14 protein-coding genes, 1 pseudogene and 1 riboswitch are annotated in these 22,657 nt (G+C 49.7%); of the genes and pseudogenes, 13 read left to right on the top strand and 2 right to left on the bottom strand.

Annotated features, from left to right (window positions below; translation table 11 throughout):
* Positions 1–7: 7 nt before the first annotated feature.
* The 7 genes and pseudogenes from BACCOPRO_RS15545 to BACCOPRO_RS15515 all read left to right on the top strand — a co-directional run bounded on the left by BACCOPRO_RS15545 (position 8) and on the right by BACCOPRO_RS15515 (position 9,521).
* Complete coding sequence (locus BACCOPRO_RS15545) at positions 8–1,372, top strand: efflux transporter outer membrane subunit (RefSeq protein ID WP_008145126.1); 1,365 nt, start codon at positions 8–10, stop codon at positions 1,370–1,372.
* A 139-nt stretch (positions 1,373–1,511) separates the two neighbouring features.
* Positions 1,512–2,417 (top strand): ion transporter, encoded by a 906-nt coding sequence (locus tag BACCOPRO_RS15540; RefSeq protein WP_008145124.1) that lies wholly within the window; start codon positions 1,512–1,514, stop codon positions 2,415–2,417.
* A gap of 341 nt (positions 2,418–2,758) precedes the next feature.
* On the top strand, positions 2,759–3,274 hold the full coding sequence (locus BACCOPRO_RS15535) for an RNA polymerase sigma-70 factor (protein WP_008145122.1): 516 nt from the start codon (positions 2,759–2,761) through the stop codon (positions 3,272–3,274).
* 72 nt (positions 3,275–3,346) lie between these two features.
* The gene (locus tag BACCOPRO_RS15530; RefSeq protein ID WP_008145120.1) at positions 3,347–4,159 is read left to right on the top strand and encodes a FecR family protein; all 813 of its coding nucleotides are present in this window, start codon (positions 3,347–3,349) and stop codon (positions 4,157–4,159) included.
* On the top strand, positions 4,156–6,747 hold the full coding sequence (locus BACCOPRO_RS15525; RefSeq protein ID WP_008145118.1) for a TonB-dependent receptor: 2,592 nt from the start codon (positions 4,156–4,158) through the stop codon (positions 6,745–6,747). The genes BACCOPRO_RS15530 and BACCOPRO_RS15525 overlap by 4 nt, the downstream gene beginning before the upstream one ends.
* A 4-nt stretch (positions 6,748–6,751) precedes the next feature.
* Positions 6,752–7,732, top strand: coding sequence for a DUF4249 domain-containing protein (locus BACCOPRO_RS15520; protein WP_008145116.1), 981 nt, complete (start codon positions 6,752–6,754; stop codon positions 7,730–7,732).
* A gap of 128 nt (positions 7,733–7,860) precedes the next feature.
* A pseudogene (locus BACCOPRO_RS15515) lies at positions 7,861–9,521 on the top strand (NAD(P)/FAD-dependent oxidoreductase).
* Between the two features lie 119 nt (positions 9,522–9,640).
* On the opposite strand, the gene BACCOPRO_RS15510 reads toward BACCOPRO_RS15515, so the two are convergent.
* Positions 9,641–11,227: a sulfatase family protein gene (locus BACCOPRO_RS15510; RefSeq protein ID WP_008145111.1), complete on the bottom strand. Its 1,587-nt coding sequence runs from the start codon at positions 11,225–11,227 to the stop codon at positions 9,641–9,643.
* A gap of 45 nt (positions 11,228–11,272) precedes the next feature.
* Entirely contained in the window at positions 11,273–13,240 is a 1,968-nt protein-coding gene (locus BACCOPRO_RS15505; RefSeq protein WP_008145108.1) for a beta-N-acetylhexosaminidase, read from the bottom strand.
* Positions 13,241–13,358: 118 nt separating this feature from the next.
* On the opposite strand from BACCOPRO_RS15505, the gene BACCOPRO_RS15500 reads away from it, so the two are divergent.
* The 6 genes from BACCOPRO_RS15500 (at position 13,359) to BACCOPRO_RS15470 (ending at position 22,626) form a co-directional block, all read left to right on the top strand.
* Entirely contained in the window at positions 13,359–15,677 is a 2,319-nt protein-coding gene (locus BACCOPRO_RS15500; RefSeq protein WP_008145106.1) for a glycoside hydrolase family 20 protein, read from the top strand.
* Positions 15,678–16,063: 386 nt separating this feature from the next.
* Positions 16,064–16,278, top strand: a riboswitch (cobalamin riboswitch).
* A gap of 56 nt (positions 16,279–16,334) precedes the next feature.
* Entirely contained in the window at positions 16,335–18,350 is a 2,016-nt protein-coding gene (locus tag BACCOPRO_RS15490; RefSeq protein WP_008145101.1) for a TonB-dependent receptor plug domain-containing protein, read from the top strand.
* 14 nt (positions 18,351–18,364) lie between these two features.
* Positions 18,365–19,453, top strand: a complete 1,089-nt coding sequence (locus BACCOPRO_RS15485; protein ID WP_008145099.1) for a YncE family protein — start codon at positions 18,365–18,367, stop codon at positions 19,451–19,453.
* 10 nt (positions 19,454–19,463) lie between these two features.
* On the top strand, positions 19,464–20,603 hold the full coding sequence (locus tag BACCOPRO_RS15480) for an ABC transporter substrate-binding protein (protein WP_008145098.1): 1,140 nt from the start codon (positions 19,464–19,466) through the stop codon (positions 20,601–20,603).
* 53 nt (positions 20,604–20,656) lie between these two features.
* The gene (locus BACCOPRO_RS15475; RefSeq protein WP_081446957.1) at positions 20,657–21,625 is read left to right on the top strand and encodes an iron chelate uptake ABC transporter family permease subunit; all 969 of its coding nucleotides are present in this window, start codon (positions 20,657–20,659) and stop codon (positions 21,623–21,625) included.
* Positions 21,622–22,626, top strand: coding sequence for an ABC transporter ATP-binding protein (locus BACCOPRO_RS15470; RefSeq protein ID WP_008145096.1), 1,005 nt, complete (start codon positions 21,622–21,624; stop codon positions 22,624–22,626). The genes BACCOPRO_RS15475 and BACCOPRO_RS15470 overlap by 4 nt, the downstream gene beginning before the upstream one ends.
* The last annotated feature ends 31 nt before the right edge of the window (positions 22,627–22,657 follow it).

Genomic DNA, 22,657 nt, shown 5'->3' with positions numbered 1-22,657 from the left:
AAAAAAGATGAAAAGACTATTTATAGCTGCCCTTTCTTTAATGGCAACCGGTTGCGGCATATATAACCGATACGAACGGCCTGATTCCGTCCAGGTGGAAGCAGACAGTCTCTATCGCACGGAAAATGCCCCCGATACAACATCCTCCCTTGCTTCGCTCAAATGGGAGGAACTGTTTACGGATCCTTATTTGCAGTCGCTCATCCGCCGCGGTCTGGAAGCAAATACGGACTTACAAACTGCTGTTCTGCGCGTAGAAGAAGCTCAAGCCACTCTCCGTTCGTCCAGACTGGCCTACCTTCCTTCAGTACAACTTGACCCGCAGGGTACGCTCTCCAGCTACGACGGAAGCAAAACACAAAAGACATATTCTCTCGGTGGTTCTGCATCGTGGGAAATCGACCTGTTCGGAAAACTGACAAATGCCAAACGTCAGTCACGGGCCGCTCTCCTGGAAAGTGAAGCCTACCGACAGGCCATGCAGACTCAGGTCATAGCTACCGTAGCAGAAAGCTATTATTCACTGCTGATGCTTGACGAGCAGATCAGAATAACCGGACAGACGGTTGAAAGCTGGCGGGAATATGTTCAATCCCTGCAGGCCCTGATGAAAGCAGGAGAAGCCGACCGAGCAACATTAAGCCAGGCTGAAGCTTCACGCCTGAGCGCCGAAGCCTCTCTCCTCTCTCTTCAGCAACAGGTGTCTGAACAGGAAAACGCCCTGTGCAGTTTTATTGGAGAAGCTTCCAGAAATATTGAACGCAGCACTCTGGACGAGCAACAGTTTCCACAGGAAATGTCAGTAGGTTTACCTGTTGAATTGCTATCCCGGCGTCCGGATGTCCGTCAGGCTGAAGCTTCCCTGATGCAAGCTTTCTATGCGACCAATTCCGCCCGTTCAGCTTTCTATCCCAGCATAACCCTGAGCGGAAGCGCCGGATGGACCAACAGTGGAGGTGCTGCCATTGCAAATCCCGGCGCCTGGTTGCTGCAAGCCGTAGGATCTCTGGTTCAGCCGCTCTTCAACCGCGGACAAAACATTGCCAATCTGAAGATCGCCAAGGCCCAGCAACAGGAAGCCTTACTTGCTTTCAAACAATCTTTGCTCGATGCAGGACAGGAAGTCAACAATGCGCTGACCCAATGGCAGACAGCCAGAGAACGCATCCGGCTGGAGAATGAACAAGTAAAACATCTGGAGACAACTGTCTCTGATACCCGCCTGCTGATGAAATATGGTACCATCAATTATTTGCAGGTACTAACCGCACGTCAGTCCCTTCTTTCAGCCCAGCTGAATCTGGCCTCCGACCGATATAATGAAATACAAGGTGTTATAAATCTTTATCACGCTCTGGGAGGAGGATGCTGACAGTATCCTCACTTCATCTATTCATGCAGAAAAATCCGTATGCCTCGCGACGAAGCGTACGGATTTCTTTTTTTCAGGGAGGTCAAACCTGTCAATTAATTGCTAACTTTGTCCCATCATTATCAAGCATTGAAACATCATGAACTATCTTTCCAAATGGCGCCGAAAATGGCATCAGTTCCTGCACGACGAAGACCTGAAACAACGAATCTATTCCATCGTATTCGAATCTGATACCCCGAAAGGGAAACTTTTTGACATCATTCTGATCGGAAGCATTACGCTCAGCGTACTGCTCGTCATTCTGGAAAGCATGCACATATTTCCCCATTCGGCTTATCTGGCCCTGCGGATCACGGAATATATCCTCACGTTTTTCTTCACCGTAGAATATCTGGCACGCATTTATTGCCTGAAACAGCCCCGCAAGTACATTTTCAGTTTCTTCGGCATCGTCGACCTGCTGGCTACACTTCCCGTCTACCTGAGCTTTTTCCTTCACGGTTCCCACTATTTGCTGGTGATCCGTGCATTCCGGCTCATCCGGGTGTTCCGTATCTTCAAGCTCTTTACATTCATCAACGAAGGCAATCTTCTTCTGCGCTCCCTGTGGATCAGTGCTCCCAAGATTTCCATCTTTTTCTTTTTCGTGCTCATTCTTGTCACCTCCATGGGAACGGTCATGTATATGATTGAAGGAAATGTGCCCGACTCGCAGTTCAATAACATTCCCAACAGCATCTACTGGGCCATTGTCACGATGACCACAGTAGGCTATGGGGACATCACTCCCGTTACACCGACCGGCCGTTTCCTCTCGGCCGTCATCATGCTCATCGGTTACACCATCATTGCCGTACCTACCGGAATCGTTTCGGCTACCATGGTAAGCGAACATAAAAAACAGGAGAAACGCCGCTGCCCTCGCTGTCACCGTGACGGACATGAGTTTGAAGCCCTCTATTGCAAATACTGCGGTGCCAGACTGAAACAGGAAAAGCCTGAAACGCCCGAAAAGGAACGTCGTGCAGACGAACGTTTCTGATTCTGAAAAAAGGCCTCGGGCTTTTAAAAAAACGTTTCGACGTTTTCATAAAAAGATTTCGGCGTTTTAAGGAAAAGAATTCGACGTTTTTCTTCAAAGACGGGCTCCGCATAATCACCTGAATTACAACACATCATTAAAGGCATAGTCAAGAATCGTCCAGTGCAGTTCCTGACTGACTTTACTTTTCGGGAATTTATTTTCAGACTCTGCTGACCGGAACTGTTGAAAAGACATACCTGACAAAAAGAACAATTTCACTTTTTTTCTCATCCGGGCATAGTGGATTTATCCCGAAACGCCGTCATAATAAAATAAACACCCGCTAAAATCACTGAAGGATGAACAAAGCAAACATAGACATCGATACTACTTTCAAATACTACTACCGGCCCTTATGCCTGTATGCCATTCATTATGTCCGGAACATGGAACTGGCAGAAGACATCGTACAGGACAGCTTTTCCGCTTTATGGGAAAAGCTCAACGAACAGGAGCATCCGATTGAAAACCTCAAAGCATACCTATATACCATGGTACGCAACCGCAGTCTGGACTATCTGAAAAAGGAACCACTTTTCGACATGTCCCTTTCTCCTGCCGATCTGGAAGAAACACTTACTGATGAAGAGGCAGAAAATCGCTCGCTTATGGAAGCACGGATGTGGACAGCCATTGATGCTCTGCCTGAACGATGCCGGGAAGTTTTTCTGCTGAACAAACGTGATGGCATGAAATACAAGGAAATTGCCGAACTCTTCGGCATCTCCGTCCATACGGTAGACAACCACATCACCAAGGCACTCCGGCTGATCCGGGAGGGTGCGAAAAAAATCTATACCTTTCTGTTTAACTAATATTCACGAGGAAGCCATAGGGACATTTCACCAATTCTTCCTCTTAGCGATGTAACTTCAAACTACAGATGTATGAAAGAATTAGAAAACAAATGCCTCCGGTTTGTCCTGCATTACTATCAGAAAGATAAACTGGATACACCGAAAGCCTTGAAAGCATTCAAAGAGAAAAACCGGATCTCTGTACACAAACACTCCTCTTTCCGTACTTTCCTGTTTACATCAGGAGCTGCTGCCATAATCCTGCTGGCAGTGGCTCTGCATACAGTGCTCCGTCCGGATTCCGAACGAACCGTGATTACCGCACATGCCCAACGGGTGAACTATCTGCTTCCGGACAGTTCTCTCCTGACCTTGTACCCTTATTCTTCGGTCAGCTTCTGCAAGCAAACCTATCAGAACGACCGGCGTGAAATTCAGATGAAAGGAAAAGTTGCATTTACTGTCAGACACGATGAAACCCGCCCCTTCCGTGTACTGGGCCGGCTTACACAAACAGTCGTGCTGGGAACGCAGTTCACAGTCGACGAAAGCCGGCAGGACACCGCTTCCGTGCAAGTAACAACAGGTAAAGTCCGGCTCACTTCGCTACAGGGAACGGAAAGTGTTATCCTGACCAAAGGCATGACTGCACAAATCGTCAAAGGGGAAACGAAGCCTCGGGTGATCTCTCAAAAGCAGGAAATCCGAAAAGGCAGCTTCCAGTTTGAAAATACACCGCTGTCTCAGGTCCTTGAACAACTGTCCCGATATTATCAGGTACGCCTCACGACACAGGCATCCGACAGACGACTGACAGCCCGATTTGAAGAACGCAGTCTGGATGAAATCATTGAGATCATTGAAAAGGTGTTGAAGGTCAAAATCAGAAAGGAGAAACCATGAGAGTGCTTTTCAGTATGCTGATCGTCTGCATCTGGCTGAGTGCAGCCGCTCAGTCCGGACAGACAGAGATGAGTAAAGCCATCGGGCAGATGCAGCAATTGTATGGAATGAATTTCGTGTACGATGCCTCTCTGACTGCTGTCAGACCGAAACAAAAACCCCTGCCTGACAAAACGCTGGCTGAAAATCTCAGGCGAGTGTTCGGAGGAACGGGTATCCAATGGGAAATACAGGACAAGCATGTTCTGCTGTTGCGTCCCAATCTGTATACCTTTTCCGGCTACATCCGCCTGGAAAACGGAGAGTCGCTGATCAATGCAACCGTATTCGATGCCGGAACCCAAACGGGAACTCTCAGCAATGAACACGGTTTCTTCAGCATGACGCTCCCCGAAGGGAATCATGTCATCCGCTTTTCGTATGCCGGTTGTCAGGAAGTGAACAAAGCAATCAGCCTGCAGGCCGACCACACGGAAACCGTTTATCTGAAAGAAAACATCACTTCATTGGGAGAAGTAGAAATCAGGGCCGACCTGAATTCACCTCTCCGCACGACACAAACCGGCAAGATATCACTGACTCCCGAACGGCTGAATCCCGGATTTTCACTGTTGAGTTCACCCGATCTCGTAAAGACTCTTCAGTCGCTTCCCGGCATCTCATCCGGAACAGAACTGCTTTCCGGATTATACGTTCACGGAGGCAGGAATGATGAAAATCTGTTTCTGCTTGACGGAACTCCCGTTTATCAGATCAATCACCTGGGAGGGCTGTTCTCTGCATTCAATACGGATATCGTCAAGAATGTGGACTTTTACAAAAGCGGATTCCCGGCCCGTTACGGAGGACGGACCTCTTCCGTCATCGACGTGCGTACCAGAGACGGAAACATGAAAGAACATCACGGCACTTTTTCTATCGGACTCCTTGACGGAAGAATCCAGTGGGAAGGTCCGATCGTAAAAGACAAGACTTCCTTCAACATTGCCATGCGAAGAAGCTGGGCAGACCTGATTACTGCCCCGGCCTTCCTCCTCCAGAACCGTCTCAATCCGAATGACAAACAGAATATGCGTTATGCCTTCCATGATATCAACGGCAAACTGACCCACCGCTTTTCCGACAGAAGCCGGATCTCGCTGAGTCTGTATTCAGGCAACGATCTGCTGAAAGGAAAGAGCAATCAGAAATTCCAGATCTTCTCGGACGAAACGCTTCAGGAACTTTATCAGGCTAATTTCAAGCTGAGATGGGGAAACCTGAACACGGCACTGGCATGGAACTATCAGTTCAATCCGAAATTATCGGGTAACTTTGCAGCCGTCTATACGCATAATTCTTCCATGTACGACTATCTGGAAGACGACCGTTACCTGAAGGACAAGCAGCTACAGTCCCATACACGAATGGAGCGCTACAACCATTCAACCATTCACGATGCAGGCTATTCCGTCGAATTTGACTACCGCCCGAACGGAAAACACCACATCCGTTTCGGAAGCAATTACCTGTATCATCTGTTCCGTCCGCAAAGCCAGGCTTCAAAGAACCTGAGCGGAAACCAGGAAGAGGCAGACAGCATCTGGAGCAGAAGCCGGAATATTCATAGAGGACACGAACTGTCTGTGTATGCGGAAGACGACGTGACTCTAAGCCGTAAGCTGAAGGTCAATGCCGGACTTCGGTACACACTCTATCAGACAAACGGATCGGCCTTTCACTCTCTGGAGCCTCGTTTCGCTCTCAGCTATCAGTGGACTAAAGATCTGACCCTGAAATTGTCCTATACCGAAATGAGTCAGTTCGCCCATCAGCTTTCAAGCACTTATCTGAACCTGCCCACCGACTGCTGGGTTCCTTCTACTTCCCGCATACGGCCGATGCATTCCCGGCAACTGGCAGGAGGTCTGTACGCCCGGCTGCTTCCGCAACTCAGTCTGAGCCTGGAAGGTTACTACCGTTTCACGGAACGTCTGCTGGAATACGACACGGGAAACAATCTGATGCTTCCTGCCGACAAATGGGAAAATCTGGTTCGGACCGGAAACGGAAAGAGTTATGGTCTGGAAGCCCGCCTGACTTTCGCCAATACACAGAATGCGCTGGAGGCCAATTACACCTTGTCGTGGACAAAAGAAAAATTCAAGGACTTCTATCCGGACTGGTATCCCGGGAAGTTTGACAACCGGCACAAGCTGAACCTTGCGTTCAGTCACAAGTTCAATCAGAGAATTGACTGTTATGCTGCATGGACTTACCACAGTGGAGACCGCGCAACGGTGCCCACCCAGTACGTTCAGGGACCTTCCCTGCCGGGCATCCCTGACTCCGGTTATGCGGAACTGATTTATGAAAGGCCGAACAACATCACACTGCCTGCCTACCACCGGCTGGATTTTGGAATCAACTTCCGACGCACAACCAAACGGGGATTCGAACGCATCTGGAATATCAGTATTTATAATGTCTATTGCCGGATCAATCCATTTTACACCAAGGTGGAGCAAACAACAGACGGAAGTTTCAGAGGAAAAAGCTTCGGAATCTTTCCGATCCTGCCTTCTTTCAGTTATACACTTAAATTTTAAACACATGAGATTGAATAAATACCTGTCGGGAGCGGCTATCCTGAGCCTGATTTCCTCCTGTACTTATTATATCCCGCTGGACAACGTAAACGAACCTTCCAAACTGGTATTGTACTGTTATCCGGGAAACGGAGAAAATACAGTTGTCCGGCTCTCGCGCAGCCTCCCGGTCGGAAGCAAAAATATTCCGGAATTCTCAGCAGAAAGAGCTGAAGTACATTTCTTTCTGAACGGAGAGGAGCAGCCTCTTCAGTGGACGGACGACTCACTACCCGGAATCCCGGCACAGAGTTTCTACCGGCCGGGCAGACTGAACGACAAGGATCTTGTCAGAATCACGGCAGCGGCAGATGAGATGAAAGCTGTCACATCGTCAACCGTCGTTCCAGCTCCGTTCCTCGCCGACTCCATCCGGATGGAACGGGAACCATCGGATCCCGGCAAGCTTCTGTTCCGGATTCATTTCACAGACCGGCAGGACACAGACAATTACTATGCAGTAAGAGTGGAATGCAGACAGACGAACTACCTTAACGGAGATTATAAAGAATGGATTTATGCTGTCAACTTTGATCTGGACAAAGAGCCGCTGCTGAATACGAACTCCGGTCTGGATGACATTCTGATGAGAGAAGAAAATTATTATCAGGACCTTTATTTCTGGGACGACAGCCAAATCCGCGGAAAAAGTTATACCCTCCGGCTAAGGGCTAATTATCTGCCCGATTCTGAAGATACCTATGACACACCGGAAGGAGAAGTTTATACCATCTATAAATACCAGTATCGGATCAGTCTTTACAGTTTGTCGGAAGAATTCTACAAGTATCTGAAATCCATGAATGACCAGCACAACAACGAACTGGGCAAAACCGAACTGGCACCGATTCGTGCCACCTATACCAACGTCACAAACGGTATCGGTCTGGTAGGGGGATGCCGGTTCACGCAGACCGGTTGGCTCGACAATCTTCCGGCAGAATAAGATATCTTTCAGCCCGCCCCACTCTGCATGGCGGGCTTCTGATTTTTATTTGCCCGCCGGATGAGGATAATTCACGACTTCTCCGTATCTTTACCTGCAGAACCAAACCATCAAAGAAGTTCATTGATATGATTAACGAATACCAATTAAGAATTCTGCCCGAACAGGCAGCCAGCGAACAAAGTATCAAACAATATGTCAGCCGTGAAAAGGGAATAGACATCCGTACCATTCAGGCCGTACGCATCCTGAAGCGAAGCATCGATGCACGCCAGCGGACCATTTACGTCAATCTGAAAGTACTGGTATTCATCAACGAAATGCCGGAAGATGACGAATTTGTGCATACCGAATATCCCAATGTGGAAGGAAAACCGCAAGTCATCGTAGTAGGTGCCGGACCGGGAGGACTGTTTGCAGCCCTGCGTCTGATCGAACTCGGACTGCGCCCTGTCGTTGTGGAACGCGGAAAGAACGTACGCGACCGCAAGGCCGACCTGGCACGCATCAGCCGGGAACACAAAGTTGATACGGAATCCAATTACAGTTTTGGTGAAGGGGGCGCCGGAGCTTACTCCGACGGAAAACTCTACACCCGCAGCAAGAAAAGAGGAAGTGTAGACAAGATTCTGAATGTATTCTGCCAGCACGGGGCCAGCACTTCCATCCTGATCGACGCACATCCGCACATCGGAACGGACAAACTCCCGCGGGTCATTGAAAACATGCGGAACACGATTTTGGAATGTGGCGGAGAAGTCCACTTCCAGACACGGATGGATGCCCTGCTCATCGAAAACAACAAAGTGGCAGGAATCGAGACAAATACCGGAAAGACATTCCGGGGACCTGTAATCCTGGCCACGGGACACTCTGCACGCGATGTTTACCGGTGGCTTTATGCGAACGGGGTTCCTGTTGAAGCCAAAGGACTTGCCGTCGGAGTCCGCCTGGAACATCCTTCCATGCTGATTGACCAAATCCAATATCACAATAAAAACGGACGTGGAAAATACCTGCCTGCTGCCGAATACAGCTTCGTCCAGCAGGTGGAAGGACGCGGCGTTTACAGTTTCTGTATGTGTCCCGGAGGTTTCGTCGTTCCCGAGCCAGCGGACCGCATCAGCTGGTTGTCAACGGAATGAGCCCGAGCAACCGCGGAACGCAATGGAGCAACTCGGGCATGGTGGTGGAAATCCGTCCGGAAGATCTCACCGATCCTGCTCTCCAGCCGCAGGCTCTTGAGCTGATCGCCGGTTCAGCAGAAGCAGAAACCGAACGGCTGATCCGGGAAAGCAAGGCAAGCAGCGGCAATGATATCCATCCGCTGGCTGTAATGCACTTTCAGGAAAAGCTGGAAATGCTTTGCTGGCAACAGGGAAACATGCGGCAGACAGCCCCCGCACAGCGTATGGCAGACTTTACCCGGCAGAAGCTGAGTTATGACCTGCCCAAGAGTTCCTACAGTCCCGGACTGGTATCTTCTCCTCTGCACTTCTGGCTGCCTCCTTTCATCAGCGGACGCCTCAGCAAAGGATTCCAGCTGTTCGGTAAAAGTTCAAGGGGCTTCCTCACCAACGAAGCTGTCATGATTGCCGTCGAGACACGTACTTCTGCTCCGGTGCGCGTGACACGTGACGGAAACACACTGCAACACATTACCGTAGAAGGACTCTTCCCCTGTGGAGAAGGAGCCGGTTATGCCGGAGGAATTGTTTCTGCCGGAATCGACGGTGAACGGTGTGCCGAAGCTGTGGCAGCCTATCTGGAAGCTCGTCCTCAGGCATGATCAAATCTGCTGCCAGACAAACAAGAATCCCCATAAAAACAAGAAGGTGTCAGAACGCAAATCCTGACACCTTCTGTCTGTTTTAAGGCATTCCGTCCCGCGAAAGGGACGGAAACATTTTACTTCTTCTGTTCTTTCAGCTTCTCTTCAATCGGATCCTGATACTGCTTCTGCAACTTCACCAGTTCCTGTTTCAGCTCTTCCGTAATCTTTTCATATCCCGGTTTGCCGAAAAGATTATGCATTTCAGTCGGATCTTCCTTCAGATCATACAACTCCCATTCATCAATGTCATTGTAGAAATGAATCAGTTTGTAACGGTCTGTACGCACTCCATAATGGCGTTTCACCATGTGTTCTGCCGGATATTCATAGAAATGATAGTACAGCGACTTGCGCCAGTCTGCCGGTTTCTCGCCTTTCAGCAGCGGCAACAGAGATACTCCCTGAATATCTTCCGGAATCGGAGCACCAGCCAGATCCAGGAAAGTCGGAGCATAGTCGATGTTCTGTACCAGCTGAGGAATATCTCCCCGAGTCTGGAAATCTTTCGGCAGATGCATGATCAACGGTGTACGCATGGATTCTTCATACATGAACCGTTTGTCGAACCATCCGTGTTCGCCCATATAGAATCCCTGATCAGAAGTATAAACAACCAGCGTATTGTCCATCAGACCTTTTTCCTCCAGATAGTCAAGTACACGACCTACATTGTCATCCAGAGTCTTTACAACCTTCGCATAATCGCGCATATAACGCTGGAACTTCCATTCGGCCAGTTCCTTTCCCTGCGGATTCTTTTTATAGAACTCTTCGATGATAGGTTCATAGAAAGCATCATACTGCTTGCGTTCTTCCGGATCCAGGCGTCCGATGAAGCTTTCGTACGTGCTCTTCAGCGGAGTTTCCTTGTCCTTGCGGTACATCTTGGTATCATAAATGATATCCATGTCTTTCCAGACGCTCATCTCCTGTGCGGCAGCAGCAGGACGTCCTTCGTAGTCATCATAGAAGTTTTCCGGCATGGGGAACGTCTTGTCTTCATACAAAGACAGGTATTTCAGCTCAGGAAGCCAGTTGCGATGGATTGCCTTGTGATGAATGAACAGGCAGAAAGGCTTTTCCTTATCCCGCTGATTCTCCATCCAGTCAATACTCATATCCGTGATCAGGTTGGTCAGATAACCTTTTTTCTCAATGGTATCATTTTCCATGGTGATGAATCTCGGATTGTAGTAATCGCCCTGTCCCGGAAGAATTTCCCAATAATCGAATCCCGTAGGCAAGCTTTCCAGATGCCACTTTCCGATAATTGCCGTCTGATATCCTGCTTTCTGAAGCAGCTTCGGCATGGTCTGCTGGGATCCGTCGAATACACAGGTTGTATTGTCTGTAAATCCGTTGGCATGGCTGTGTTTGCCGGTCAGCATACAGGCACGGCTCGGTCCGCTCAGGGAATTGGCAACAAAACTGTTGACGAAACGCACGCCATCATTAGCGATCCGGTCCAGATTCGGAGTCTCAACATACCGTGTGTCGTAACAACTCATCATCTGAGCCGTATGGTCATCAGTCATGATGTAAACAATGTTGTATTGTTTCGCGGCTTCTTTCTGCTGAGAGGCACAGCCGGACAGTACGGGCAGCAGGGCTGCAACGCCCGCTACCGAACCAATGAAAGGGTGACAAGTTAATGGTCTCATAAATAAAACTTTTTTCTTGCTAAAACTAACAGGTATACGACAGGGTTACTTGGTTATTTCATTATAAACCTTCAGGTTCGTCACACGTCCCTTGAATGATCCGGCCTTCTCAAGCGGGAAAACAAGTGTACGTACATAATTCATGGAGTCTTTTCCACCATTGAAATAACGTTTCTGGATATCCATCTTTTCAATCAGCTGATCGTTGATGAACAAGGAAGTGGAAACATTGTCCCCCTGTACTTTTACATGAACTTTCTCACCCGGATACGGACGGTAGTTGAATGTGTTCAGATAACCGTCACGGGCAAAGCCGAACAGACCGCTGACAGGATCTGCCAGATAGAACACAGCGTTCGGAGAACGGAAGAGTTCTGTTCCGCAAGATTCAGCCGCAGCTTCCAGATCAAACGATACGGTATATCCGTAACCAACTTCAGGGTAAGGCAGAGTTTCTCCCGCACGTACTTCATCTTTCTGATAAACCAGTCCCGGTTTCTTGCCGATCTTTCCCATCTGATTTACACCCGGAGCTTCGCTGAGGAGCTGGCGGTTCGCATCGAATTCAGCATAAGGAACTGTCACTTTCGCATCCCATGTCTTGACAGCCAGTGTCTGCAAAGCCGGGAAAAGACGATGATGAATGTCTTTTACTGAGATACCGTTTCCTACATGATCGTTCCAGACAGCAAACATACCACCCAGAATAGCCGGATCCTTTTCTTCGAATACAGCTTTACCGACATGAGCCGGAGTCCAGTTTTCGTACAGATATTTGGTATTCAGATAGTCATAATAATATCCTGCAGCAGGCACAATGTAAATCAGTCCGTCAGGGATGCTGATCAGCTTATATCCCTGTTTCACCATTTCCTTCGGTTCGGCATATCCGTTATACCATGCGCTCATGATGACATTTTCCGATTTCACCGGAGTTTCACCGTTGGCATGTGTCAGGGCTCCCCATACGCAAGCCTGCTTGCCGAAGCTTTCCACATAACGGATATAACGGTCAGTAAATGCACGGAATTTTTCTACGACATCTTTTTTCTTATTGGAATATTCATCGGTACCGATGTGTACACGCGGGCCGCGGAACACAGGTTCTTCCCCTTCCAGGTATTCTTTAAACAAGGCATCCATGAAAGTATAAGTCTCCGGATTGAACAGATCAAGATGATCCATACCATATTCCTTGCTTCCGAGTTCCGGTTTGTAATGGCTGAAAGCCAGTGTATGAGCCGGAGCATCAATTTCCGGAATGATTTCTACGCAACGTGCAGCAGCATCCAGCTGGAAATCCACGAACTCACGTTTGGTGTAATAACCATCGCGGGCAGTCAGACCGGGGAAGGTTTCACATTCCAGACGGAAAGCAGCATACGTCTTGCTCCAGTCGTGACCGAAGAACTGCTTGAAGCCGTTATCGTTCAAATGTACCTGCAGTACATTCATCTTGTAATAGGACATCATCTTCACCAGATCGCGCATGTAAGCCATCGGAATGAACTTGCGTCCGCAGTCCATCATAAATCCGCGAACAGAATAATCCGGCCAGTCGCGCACGGTTCCATGGGGTAAAGCATGATTGTCGGACTGTTCTCCGATCTGAAGCAGGGTACGTGTAGCCCAGTAAACACCGGTTGTTTCAGGAGCTGAAACAGTTACATACTTCGCAACGGCAATAGCATATCCTTCTTTTCCCAGTTTCTTATCTTTCTTCAGTGTCAGATAGAAATCACCGGCCTGCGGTTTTCCGGCCTTGACCTGAAGTGCGTTTCCGAACATTTCTTTCCAGTCAGCAGCAAAGGCTTCCGCAATACTTTGCAACGCAGCGTTGCCATAAACGATGCAGGTCTTTTCCGAAGGGACGAACGCTCCGTCCTTGCCCTGCCATTCTTTCAGTTCAGGAATAACAAAAGGTTTTGCATTCTGAGCGGCTACGCCCACACAAGTCAAACACAGCAGACACAGTCCCAGGATTGCTTTTTTCAAAAAGTTTAAATGATTCATGTTTCAAAGTTTTAAAGTCAATAATGTTGCAAAAATACGTTTTTTTTAAATATAAGAAAAGGAGTCTCGTCAAAAAAGCCTATTTTTGCAAGGTCATCCCTAAAACAACGTTTGATTCATGAAAACATCTTTTTTTAAAAGCTGCACAGCAGCAGCCCTGCTCTTTCTTGCTTTTTCGGCATGTTCGCAGCAGGAAACAACTCTCGGCAACCTGCATGTGATTCCCCTGCCGCAGGAAATTACGGAACAGGCCACGGCAAATCCTTTTGTGATCCGTACTTCTACCACCATCTGTTATCCGGAAGGTAATGAAAAGATGAAGCGCAACGCTGAATTCCTGGCTTCCTATATTAAAGAGGTGGCAGGTACACAGGTGAAAGTTTCTTCAGAAACGGCCGCAAGCAACTGCATCATGCTGGAAACCGACACAACCCTTACAAATAAGGAAGGCTATGAAATGGATATCAACGCCGACCGCGTGATCATCAAAGGCGGTTCGGAAGCTGCCGTTTTCTACGGCATTCAGACCCTTCACAAAGCACTTCCCATCACCAATGGTCAAACGTTGGCTTCACTGCCAGCCGGCACCATCAACGACTGGCCGGAGTTCAGCTACCGCGGATTCCTGGTGGATGTGGGCAGACACTTCTTCTCTGTCGACTACCTGAAGGAAGTCATCGACATGCTGGCCCTGCACAACATCAATTATTTCCACTGGCATCTGACCGAAGACCAGGGCTGGAGAATCGAAATCAAGAAATATCCCAAACTGACCGAAATCGGCTCTCACCGCAAGGAAACCATTGTGGCTCCGGGTTCAGATCAGTTCGACAATACTCCTGTCAGCGGATATTACACCCAGGAAGAAGCCAAAGAAATCGTCAGATATGCAGCCGAACGCTATATCACCGTCATCCCCGAAATAGATATGCCGGGACACATGCTGGCTACCCTCGCTTCGTATCCGGAGCTGGGCTGTACCGGAGGTCCGTATGAAGTGGCAACTCAGTTCGGAGTCTTCACCGACGTTCTGTGCGGCGGGAATGAAAAGTCCTTGCAGTTCGCCAAGGATGTGCTCAATGAAATCATGGATATCTTCCCTTCGCCCTATATTCACATCGGAGGAGACGAATGTCCGAAAGAACGCTGGGAAGCCTGTCCCAAATGCCAGGCGCAGATCCGCAAGCTGGGACTGAAGGATACACCGGAGCACTCCAAGGAAAACCAGCTGCAAGCCTGGTTCATGGGCGAAGTGGAAAAGAGCATCGTCGCACGCGGACGGAAAATGCTTGCCTGGGACGAGATTCTGGAAGGAAATCCTGCCAAGAGCACAACCGTCATGGCATGGACAAGTCCTAACGTCCGCATCAAGTCAGCCCGGCTGGGACATAACACCATCGTCTGCCCCATCACTCACCTTTATTTCAGCAACCCGGGATACAACCGCCTGAAAGGGGTAAGCAGTGTGGCACGCGTGTATAATTTCGAACCGGTTGCCGACGAGCTGACTCCCGAAGAAAAGGCACGCATCATCGGAGTACAAGGCTGTATCTGGACTGAATGGACGAAGGACAGCGTGAAAATGGAATGGCAGATGATGCCGCGCATTGCCTCCCTGAGCGAACTGCAATGGAGCAATCCGAAACAGAAGAACCTCGATAATTTCCTGGGACGCCTGCGTCATCAGCTGGATCTCTACGTACTGTATGGCTACCACTATAAACAGGATATCGACAATGTGACCATCGATATCAATGCCGGTGAAAACGGACAGGCCCTCGTGACACTGAGTACCTTCGACAATGCTCCGGTGTTCTACAGCACCGACGGCAGCGAACCGACAGCCTCATCGGCAGCCTATACGGAACCTTTCCCCGTACAGGGAAGCCAGACCATCAAGGCAAAGGCAATCCGGAACGGACGTGAAAGCGAAACCACCGAAGAAACCCTGAACTACAGCCTCGCCACGATGCGCCCCATCACACTGGCTTCGGAAGCCGACAAAGGCTATACTTTCAAGGGAGCTACGCTGTTGAACGACGGTTTGAAGGGAGACGGAAACTACCGCTCCGGCCGCTACATGGGATTCTATTCCAACAACGTGGATGCAACCATCGATCTGCAGAGTGAACAGGAGATTTCCGAAGCTTTCATCGACACGTACCTTGTGCCGGGCGACTACATCTTCGGACTGACCGGTATGGAAGTTTATGTTTCCAACGACGGCAAATCTTTCAGTAAAGTAGCATCCAGACAGATCCCTGTGCTGGAAAAAGGCAGCAAGAATAATGTTCCCTGCCACAACACGCTTGCTTTCGACAAGACCAAAGCCCGCTACGTGCGCATCGTCGGTAAATGCACGCCTACCCTTCCGGCATGGCATTCCGGAGCCGGCAAAAAGGCTTTCCTCTTTGTAGATGAAATCGGTGTAAATTAACCGGATATACATAGCCGAAAAACGTTTCGGCGTTTACATGAAAATCCTTCGGCGTTTAAACTAAAACGTCGAAGGATTTTTTTAAAAGCCCGGCGGCTTCTGACAACGGTCCGGAAGGCTACGGGCAACAAGCAGAAACCGTGCGGTCACAGCCAAAACATTATGCGGACATTGCGACTCAATCGTGCAGTCGTTGCAGCTCAATCGTGCGGTCGTTGCGGCCCAATCGTGCAGTCGTTCCAACCCGATCGTGCGGTCGTTGCAGCACATTGTTAATCAAACACTTGCAAAGTCTTCTTTCCTCATCTTCCCGACAAACAGTTTCATGCTCACCGGAAGAAGCATACATAAACCCGCAGCGAATTATTGCACATTCAAAAAAGTTTCCTACCTTTGCGAAGTCTTGTTCTGTAAACCTCCTTTCCTGAGGTTTCAGATGAAAAGGGAATCGGGTGAAAGTCCCGGACAGTCCCGCTGCTGTAAGCTCCATAAAAAGGGTTGCCCATCTATCCTTTAGCCACTGCCCCCGAAGCAACCGGAGGGTGGGAAGGCCGGGCCAACCGGAGTAAGTCAGAAGACCTGCAAGACAAAAGCCATGTTTGTACCCTCGAGGAAAGGGTGACAAATACATGCACATCAATAAAAACTGTAAATTTTATGCCCATGAAGTATCTGGTACGCAGACTTGTTCTGTGCCCTATCGTTGCAGCCTCCGGTGTGCTGACTGCCGTCGTCCACGCACAAGATCCGGTCAACGACAGCATTTCCCGACGTGTTTATGACATTCCGGAAGTGACAGTCAAAGCCCGGCGTACGCCCCCTTCCGTAAAAGCCGCCTCTCCCTTACAGGTGATGAACAAGGCAGAAATGGAACGCATGGGCATCAGTGAAGTGGCAGATGCCGTCCGCCATTTCTCCGGAGTCAGCGTAAAGGACTATGGAGGCATCGGCGGTCTGAAAACCATTTCCGTACGCAGTCTGGGTGCCCAGCATACAGGAGTGATCTACGACGGTGTCAGCGTCAGCGACTGCCAGTCGGGACAAATCGACATTTCCCGCTTTTCACTGACCAACATCTCCCAGCTGACCCTGACCATCGGCCAGAGTGACGACATCTATCAGTCGGCCCGTGCCTTCGCTTCGGCAGGAGTGCTCCACATCCAGACCGACCGGCCGAACTTCTCGGAACAGAACTGGCATATCAATACCACACTGAAAGCCGGTTCATTCGGGCTGGCCAATCCTTCGGTGCTTTACAGCCAGCAACTCTCGCAGCGCACTTCGTTTTCCCTCTATGGTGACTACCTGCGGGCAGACGGAAATTATCCTTTCAAATTATGGAACGGTAATCAGTTGATCGACAGCAAACGAAACAACAGTGATATCCAGACATATCGGGCCGAAGCAACCCTATACACCTCTTTCACTCCGAAACAGGACCTGCAAGTAAAGGCTTATCTCTTTGACTCGGAACGCGGTTTGCCCGGTGGAGTCATCTACGACAACCCCTATGCGGCCGAACGGCTTTCCGACAAGAACTATTTCGGACAGTTCCGTTATGAGAACCGTTTCAGCGAAAAGTTCAAGCTGCAGGCACTGGGCAAGTTCAACTACAGCTGGAACCGTGACTACAACGACGAGGCATCGGGCATCACCGACGACCGTTACCGGCAGACAGAAAGCTACTTGTCGGCTACGCTCTGGACCGAACCTCTGAAAGGGCTTTCCTTCTCACTGGCACAGGATTTTGCCTACAATTACCTGCATACAACTCTTGACAAGTGCCAGTTTCCGGAACGCTTCACCTATCTGACAGCCTTTGCCGCACGTTACGAACACAACCGCTTTTCGGTCACGGCCTCGCTGCTCAACACTTATATTACGGAAAAAGTACGCATCGGTATCGCTGCAGACGACCGGAAACGGCTTTCACCAGCCTTCAGTGTGTCCTGGAAACCTTTCCTGGAAGCCGGTCTGCGTATCCGCGCATCGTATAAGGACATTTTCCGCACTCCGACTTTCAATGACCTCTATTATCTGGAAATCGGCAACACCAGTCTGCGCCCGGAAACCACACGCCAGGGAAACCTGGGAGTTACCTGGAGCCGTTCAAATCTGGGCTTTCTCGACTTTATCAGTCTTTCGGCCGATACCTATTATAATAAGGTGAAAGATAAAATCGTAGCCGTTCCGACCATGTTTGTCTGGAAAATGTCGAACGTAGGAAAGGTGGAAACCATCGGAGTGGACGTCAACCTGTCCGCAGAATGCCGTCTCAACCAGCAGATGAAGCTCTACCTCACGGGCAACTATAACTTCATGCAGGCCGAAGACGTGACCGACCGCAACTCAAAAACCTGGAGAAACCAGATAGTCTATACTCCCCGGCATTCGGGAAGCGGAAGTCTTACTCTGGAAACGCCCTGGCTTAACATGACGTACAATCTCACCGCTTCGTCCGAACGGTACACGCTGGCACAGAACCTGCCGAAGTACCGCATTGATGCATATACGGACCACGGAATCTCACTTTCGCGCAGCTTCCGCTGGAACCGTCATCACCTTCGTATACAGGCCGACGCGCTGAACCTGGGCAACAAGAACTACGAAATCATCCGTTTCTATCCCATGCCCGGAAGAAACTACCGAATTACCATCAATTACTATTTATAAAAACAACAAGACTTATGAAAAAGAACTGGATTTATTTCTTATGCATGGCATTGCCGTTGGGCCTTGGTCTGACAGCTTGTGACAACAACGATGATCCCGATGGTCCCGGCACCGACCCGATACCTACCCAAACCCTGGGCGCTTACGTCATCAATACCGGTAACTGGGGAGCCAACAATGGTTCGCTTCAGTGGTACGATACACAGGCCGGAACAATCAGCGGTGACATCTATGAGGCTCAGAACGGAAAAGGAATCGGTGACATTGAAGACCTTTGCGTATATGGTTCCAAACTGTATGCCATCGGAAGTACTTCTTCAAAAATCGACATTCTCGACCGCAACGGAAAACTCCTGAAAAGCCTTCCGATGACCAATGAAGAAGGAAAGCCCATCGAACCGCGCCGCGCCGTTGGTGCTGAAGGATGCGTATTCTTCACTGCATACGACGGAACGGTTTCCAAACTGGATACACTGACACAGACCGTAACTGCCAAGGTGGAAGTAGGCGCTTATCCGGAAGCTCTGGCTTATACCGACGGAAAACTCTACATCAACCTTTCCGGATATGGAAAAGGAAATCAGGTAGCTGTAGTCAACACTGCTACGATGACCAAAACCAAGGATATTGAAGTAAAACTGAACCCGTCTTACCAGTGTCTGAGAGGTGACGACGGAGCAATCTATGTAGTATCCTTCGGTAACTACGCCGGCAAACCGGGTCTGGCTGAAAGCGACTACATCTATCAGACTCTTCAGCGCATTGATCCGGCAACCGATCAGGTGGAAGATCTCTGTAAGGCTACTTACATTGCCAACAAGGGTAACAAGATGTATATCCTGTATTCAGAATATTATCTGCCGGAAACACGCGGCTGCTTCGTTTACGATCTGGAAACCAAAGAAGAGAAAACATTTGTTGACATCAGCGACATTCCTTCACCGAACGGTATTGCCGTTGACCCTGTAACCGAAGACGTTTACATCATCAACCAGCCATACGGCGCTCTGTGTGAGCTGTACATCTATGGAAGCGACGGTACATTCAAGAAAAAAGTTGAAACAGGAATCTATACAACCAACGTACGCTTCGTAACTGAATAATCTTTCTTCAATGAAAAAGATCTTACTATCTGCCTACATAGTAACATGGGTCTTGCTTCTCTCTGCCTGCGGCGGAGGAAGCAAGACTTCTTCCTTACAAGCTGAAGGTGACACCGTCCGGATGAAATATTCGTCCCTGCTGCAGATCGTGAAACATGCTGACTATACGGTTGTCACGATCCGTAACCCCTGGGACACCCTGAAAGTGCTGCATACTTACCTGCTTGCTGACCGCGAAAAACCGCTTCCGGAACACCTGCCCGAAGGAACCGTCGTACGTACTCCCCTGCAGAAGTCGGTCATCTATTCGTCTGTACACTGCAGCCTGTGGTCTGAACTCGACGAGCTGAAAGGCATTGGCGGAGTATGCGGTCTGGAATACATCAAACTTCCCCAAATCCAGGAAGGCTGCCGGAACGGAAGCATTGTCAACGTCGGCAACAGCATGAATCCCGATATCGAGCGCATCATCGACCTCCGGCCGGATGCCATCCTGCTTTCTCCTTTCGAGAACAGCGGCGGTTACGGAAGAGTCGGCAAACTGAATATTCCCATTATCGAATGTGCCGACTACATGGAAACCTCTGCCCTGGGACGCGCGGAATGGATGCGCCTCTACGGATTATTACTTGGAAAGGAAGCACAGGCTGACTCTCTGTTTGCCGGCATCGAGAAGGAATATCTGACCCTCACGCAACAGGTAAAATCGCAGAACCTCAAACGGCCGACGGTGATCAGCGAAATGAAAAACAGCTCTGCATGGTACATTCCGGGAGGAAACAGCACTATGGGTCGCCTCTATCAGGACGCCGGAGCCGACTATGTCTTTGCTTCCCTGTCCAACAGCGGATCTGTACCTCTGGCTTTCGAAACGGTATTCGACCGGGGAGGAAATGCCGACATCTGGCTGATCAAATACAATCAGCCTCAGGACAAAACCTACAGCGAACTGGAAAGAGACTATGCTCCCTACGCACGCTTCAAGGCATTTCAGGACAGAAAAGTATACGGCTGCAACACCAACCATGTTCCTTTTTATGAAGAATCCCCGTTCCATCCGGAGCTGCTTCTGAAAGATCTGATAAAAATTTTCCATCCGGAGCTGCTCCCTGACTATGATTTAAAATATTTCAGTAATTTAGCGGAGTGAAACAAAAAGGATTTATTTATGGAGGAATACTGGCCGTTATCATCCTTCTGCTGATGGCCGGCAACTTATTCCTGGGTGCAGTAAGCATTCCGGCTTCTGCTGTATGCGACATATTGACGGGAAATGAAGTGGAGAAAGCCAGCTGGAGCTTCATTGTATGGGAATCACGTTTTCCCCAGTGTATTACGGCCCTGCTCTGCGGGGCGGCTTTGTCTGTGTCCGGACTGATGCTGCAAACCGTCTTCAGTAACCCGCTGGCCGATCCGTCAATACTGGGCATCAGTTCCGGGGCCAGCCTGGGAGTAGCACTGGTCATGCTGGCCGGTGGAGGAACGATTGTAACCGGAGCCTTTACCCTGTCCGGATTCCTTTCCGTCATCGTGGGAGCCTTTGCAGGTGCCTCCGTGGTCATGGGACTGATCCTGTTTCTTTCAACGCTGATCCGGAACAGTGTCATGCTGCTCATCGCCGGTATCATGATCGGCTATATCACCTCATCCGCTATCTCATTGCTTAATTTTTTCGCTACGGCTGAAGGAGTACATTCCTACATGATCTGGGGACTGGGAAACTTCGGCGGGGTATCATTGCAACAGCTTCCGGTATTTTCAGCCGTTACTTTACTGGGACTGTTTACGGCCGTTCTGCTTATCAAACCTCTCAACGCCCTGCTGCTGGGACCGCGGTATGCCGAGAATCTGGGTGTAAACATCCGGCGCATCCGTAACCTGCTGCTGATTGCCACCGGACTTCTGACTGCAGTCACGACTTCTTTCTGCGGACCGGTTGCCTTTATCGGACTGGCAGTTCCTCATATCGCCCGGCTGATGCTGGGTACTTCCAACCACAATTCGCTGCTGCCTGTCACTCTGCTCACCGGAAGCGCCATGGCCTTGCTCTGCAATCTGATCTGCGTCCTGCCGGGAGAAGCCGGTATCATTCCCCTGAATGCCGTGACTCCGATTCTCGGGGCACCAGTCATTATTTATGTTATCATCAACCAACGCAAGCTCTTCTCATGAACCACTCCACACCCATCATTGAAGGATGCGACCTCAGCATCGGATACCGAAGCGGAAAACAGGTGAAAACCGTACACCGGCATCTGAACTTTTCACTCCACCGGGGCGAACTGACCTGCCTGCTCGGAGCTAACGGAGCGGGCAAATCAACCTTGCTGCGCACACTGGCCGCCACACAAATGCCCCTGGAAGGTTCCCTCAAACTGCTGGGACGTCCCATCGCATCCTATTCCGAACGGGAACGTTCGCGCACCATCGGAGTGGTACTGACCGACAAGACTCAAGCCGGCGGGCTGACCGTCTATGAGCTGGTAGCCCTCGGAAGACAGCCTCACACGGGCTTTTTCGGACGACTGCACGCCCGCGATCACGAAGTAATCCGACATGCACTGCAAGCCGTAGGAATTACCCACAAGGCACAGACCTACACCTCCGAACTGTCGGACGGAGAACGTCAGAAGGCCATGATTGCCAAGGCCCTGGTTCAGGAATGTCCGCTGATCCTGCTGGACGAACCGACAGCATTCCTTGACGTCACCAGCCGGATAGAAACCATGAACCTGCTCCATCGCCTGGCCGTAGAAGAACAAAAGGCGATTCTCCTGTCCACACACGACATCGAACAGGCACTGATACTGGCCGACCGCCTGTGGCTGCTGACTCGTGAAGGCGGTCTGGAATGCGGAGTCACGGAAGATCTGATTCTTCATAACCGGATGGATTCCCTGTTCCCTCAAAATAAAAATATCCGCTTCGACCTCATGCACGGAGGTTATTCTCCCATCGTGAGCGGACAAAAGTCCGTCTGCCTGCAGGCGGATGACGAAATGTTGCGTCACTGGGCCCAGAATGCACTGAACCGAAACAACTGTTTCTGCCTTTCCGAGTTGTCAGACGACTATCCGACTGTCCGCATCACTTCCCCCGAAAACATTCTTCTCACCACATCCCAGGGAACGTACACCTGTACATCTTTCGACGAATTGCTGCAAAATATTTAAAATTTTGCTACTTTTGCAGAAAACAGGTGTA

This window comes from Phocaeicola coprophilus DSM 18228 = JCM 13818, from assembly GCF_000157915.1.
GTDB lineage: Bacteria > Bacteroidota > Bacteroidia > Bacteroidales > Bacteroidaceae > Phocaeicola > Phocaeicola coprophilus.
Note: the sequence above shows the minus strand (reverse complement) of the source record. Positions and strands in the feature narration are given on the sequence as shown.

Excerpts from the sequence above, each read along its gene's own strand:
- BACCOPRO_RS15545 (WP_008145126.1), top strand. The coding sequence starts at position 8 with ATGAAAAGACTATTTATAGCTGCCCTTTCTTTAATGGCAACCGGTTGC.
- BACCOPRO_RS15540 (WP_008145124.1), top strand. The coding sequence starts at position 1,512 with ATGAACTATCTTTCCAAATGGCGCCGAAAATGGCATCAGTTCCTGCAC.
- BACCOPRO_RS15535 (WP_008145122.1), top strand. The coding sequence starts at position 2,759 with ATGAACAAAGCAAACATAGACATCGATACTACTTTCAAATACTACTAC.
- BACCOPRO_RS15530 (WP_008145120.1), top strand. The coding sequence starts at position 3,347 with ATGAAAGAATTAGAAAACAAATGCCTCCGGTTTGTCCTGCATTACTAT.
- BACCOPRO_RS15525 (WP_008145118.1), top strand. The coding sequence starts at position 4,156 with ATGAGAGTGCTTTTCAGTATGCTGATCGTCTGCATCTGGCTGAGTGCA.
- BACCOPRO_RS15520 (WP_008145116.1), top strand. The coding sequence starts at position 6,752 with ATGAGATTGAATAAATACCTGTCGGGAGCGGCTATCCTGAGCCTGATT.
- BACCOPRO_RS15510 (WP_008145111.1), bottom strand. The coding sequence starts at position 11,227 with ATGAGACCATTAACTTGTCACCCTTTCATTGGTTCGGTAGCGGGCGTT.
- BACCOPRO_RS15505 (WP_008145108.1), bottom strand. The coding sequence starts at position 13,240 with ATGAATCATTTAAACTTTTTGAAAAAAGCAATCCTGGGACTGTGTCTG.
- BACCOPRO_RS15500 (WP_008145106.1), top strand. The coding sequence starts at position 13,359 with ATGAAAACATCTTTTTTTAAAAGCTGCACAGCAGCAGCCCTGCTCTTT.
- BACCOPRO_RS15490 (WP_008145101.1), top strand. The coding sequence starts at position 16,335 with ATGCCCATGAAGTATCTGGTACGCAGACTTGTTCTGTGCCCTATCGTT.
- BACCOPRO_RS15485 (WP_008145099.1), top strand. The coding sequence starts at position 18,365 with ATGAAAAAGAACTGGATTTATTTCTTATGCATGGCATTGCCGTTGGGC.
- BACCOPRO_RS15480 (WP_008145098.1), top strand. The coding sequence starts at position 19,464 with ATGAAAAAGATCTTACTATCTGCCTACATAGTAACATGGGTCTTGCTT.
- BACCOPRO_RS15475 (WP_081446957.1), top strand. The coding sequence starts at position 20,657 with ATGGCCGGCAACTTATTCCTGGGTGCAGTAAGCATTCCGGCTTCTGCT.
- BACCOPRO_RS15470 (WP_008145096.1), top strand. The coding sequence starts at position 21,622 with ATGAACCACTCCACACCCATCATTGAAGGATGCGACCTCAGCATCGGA.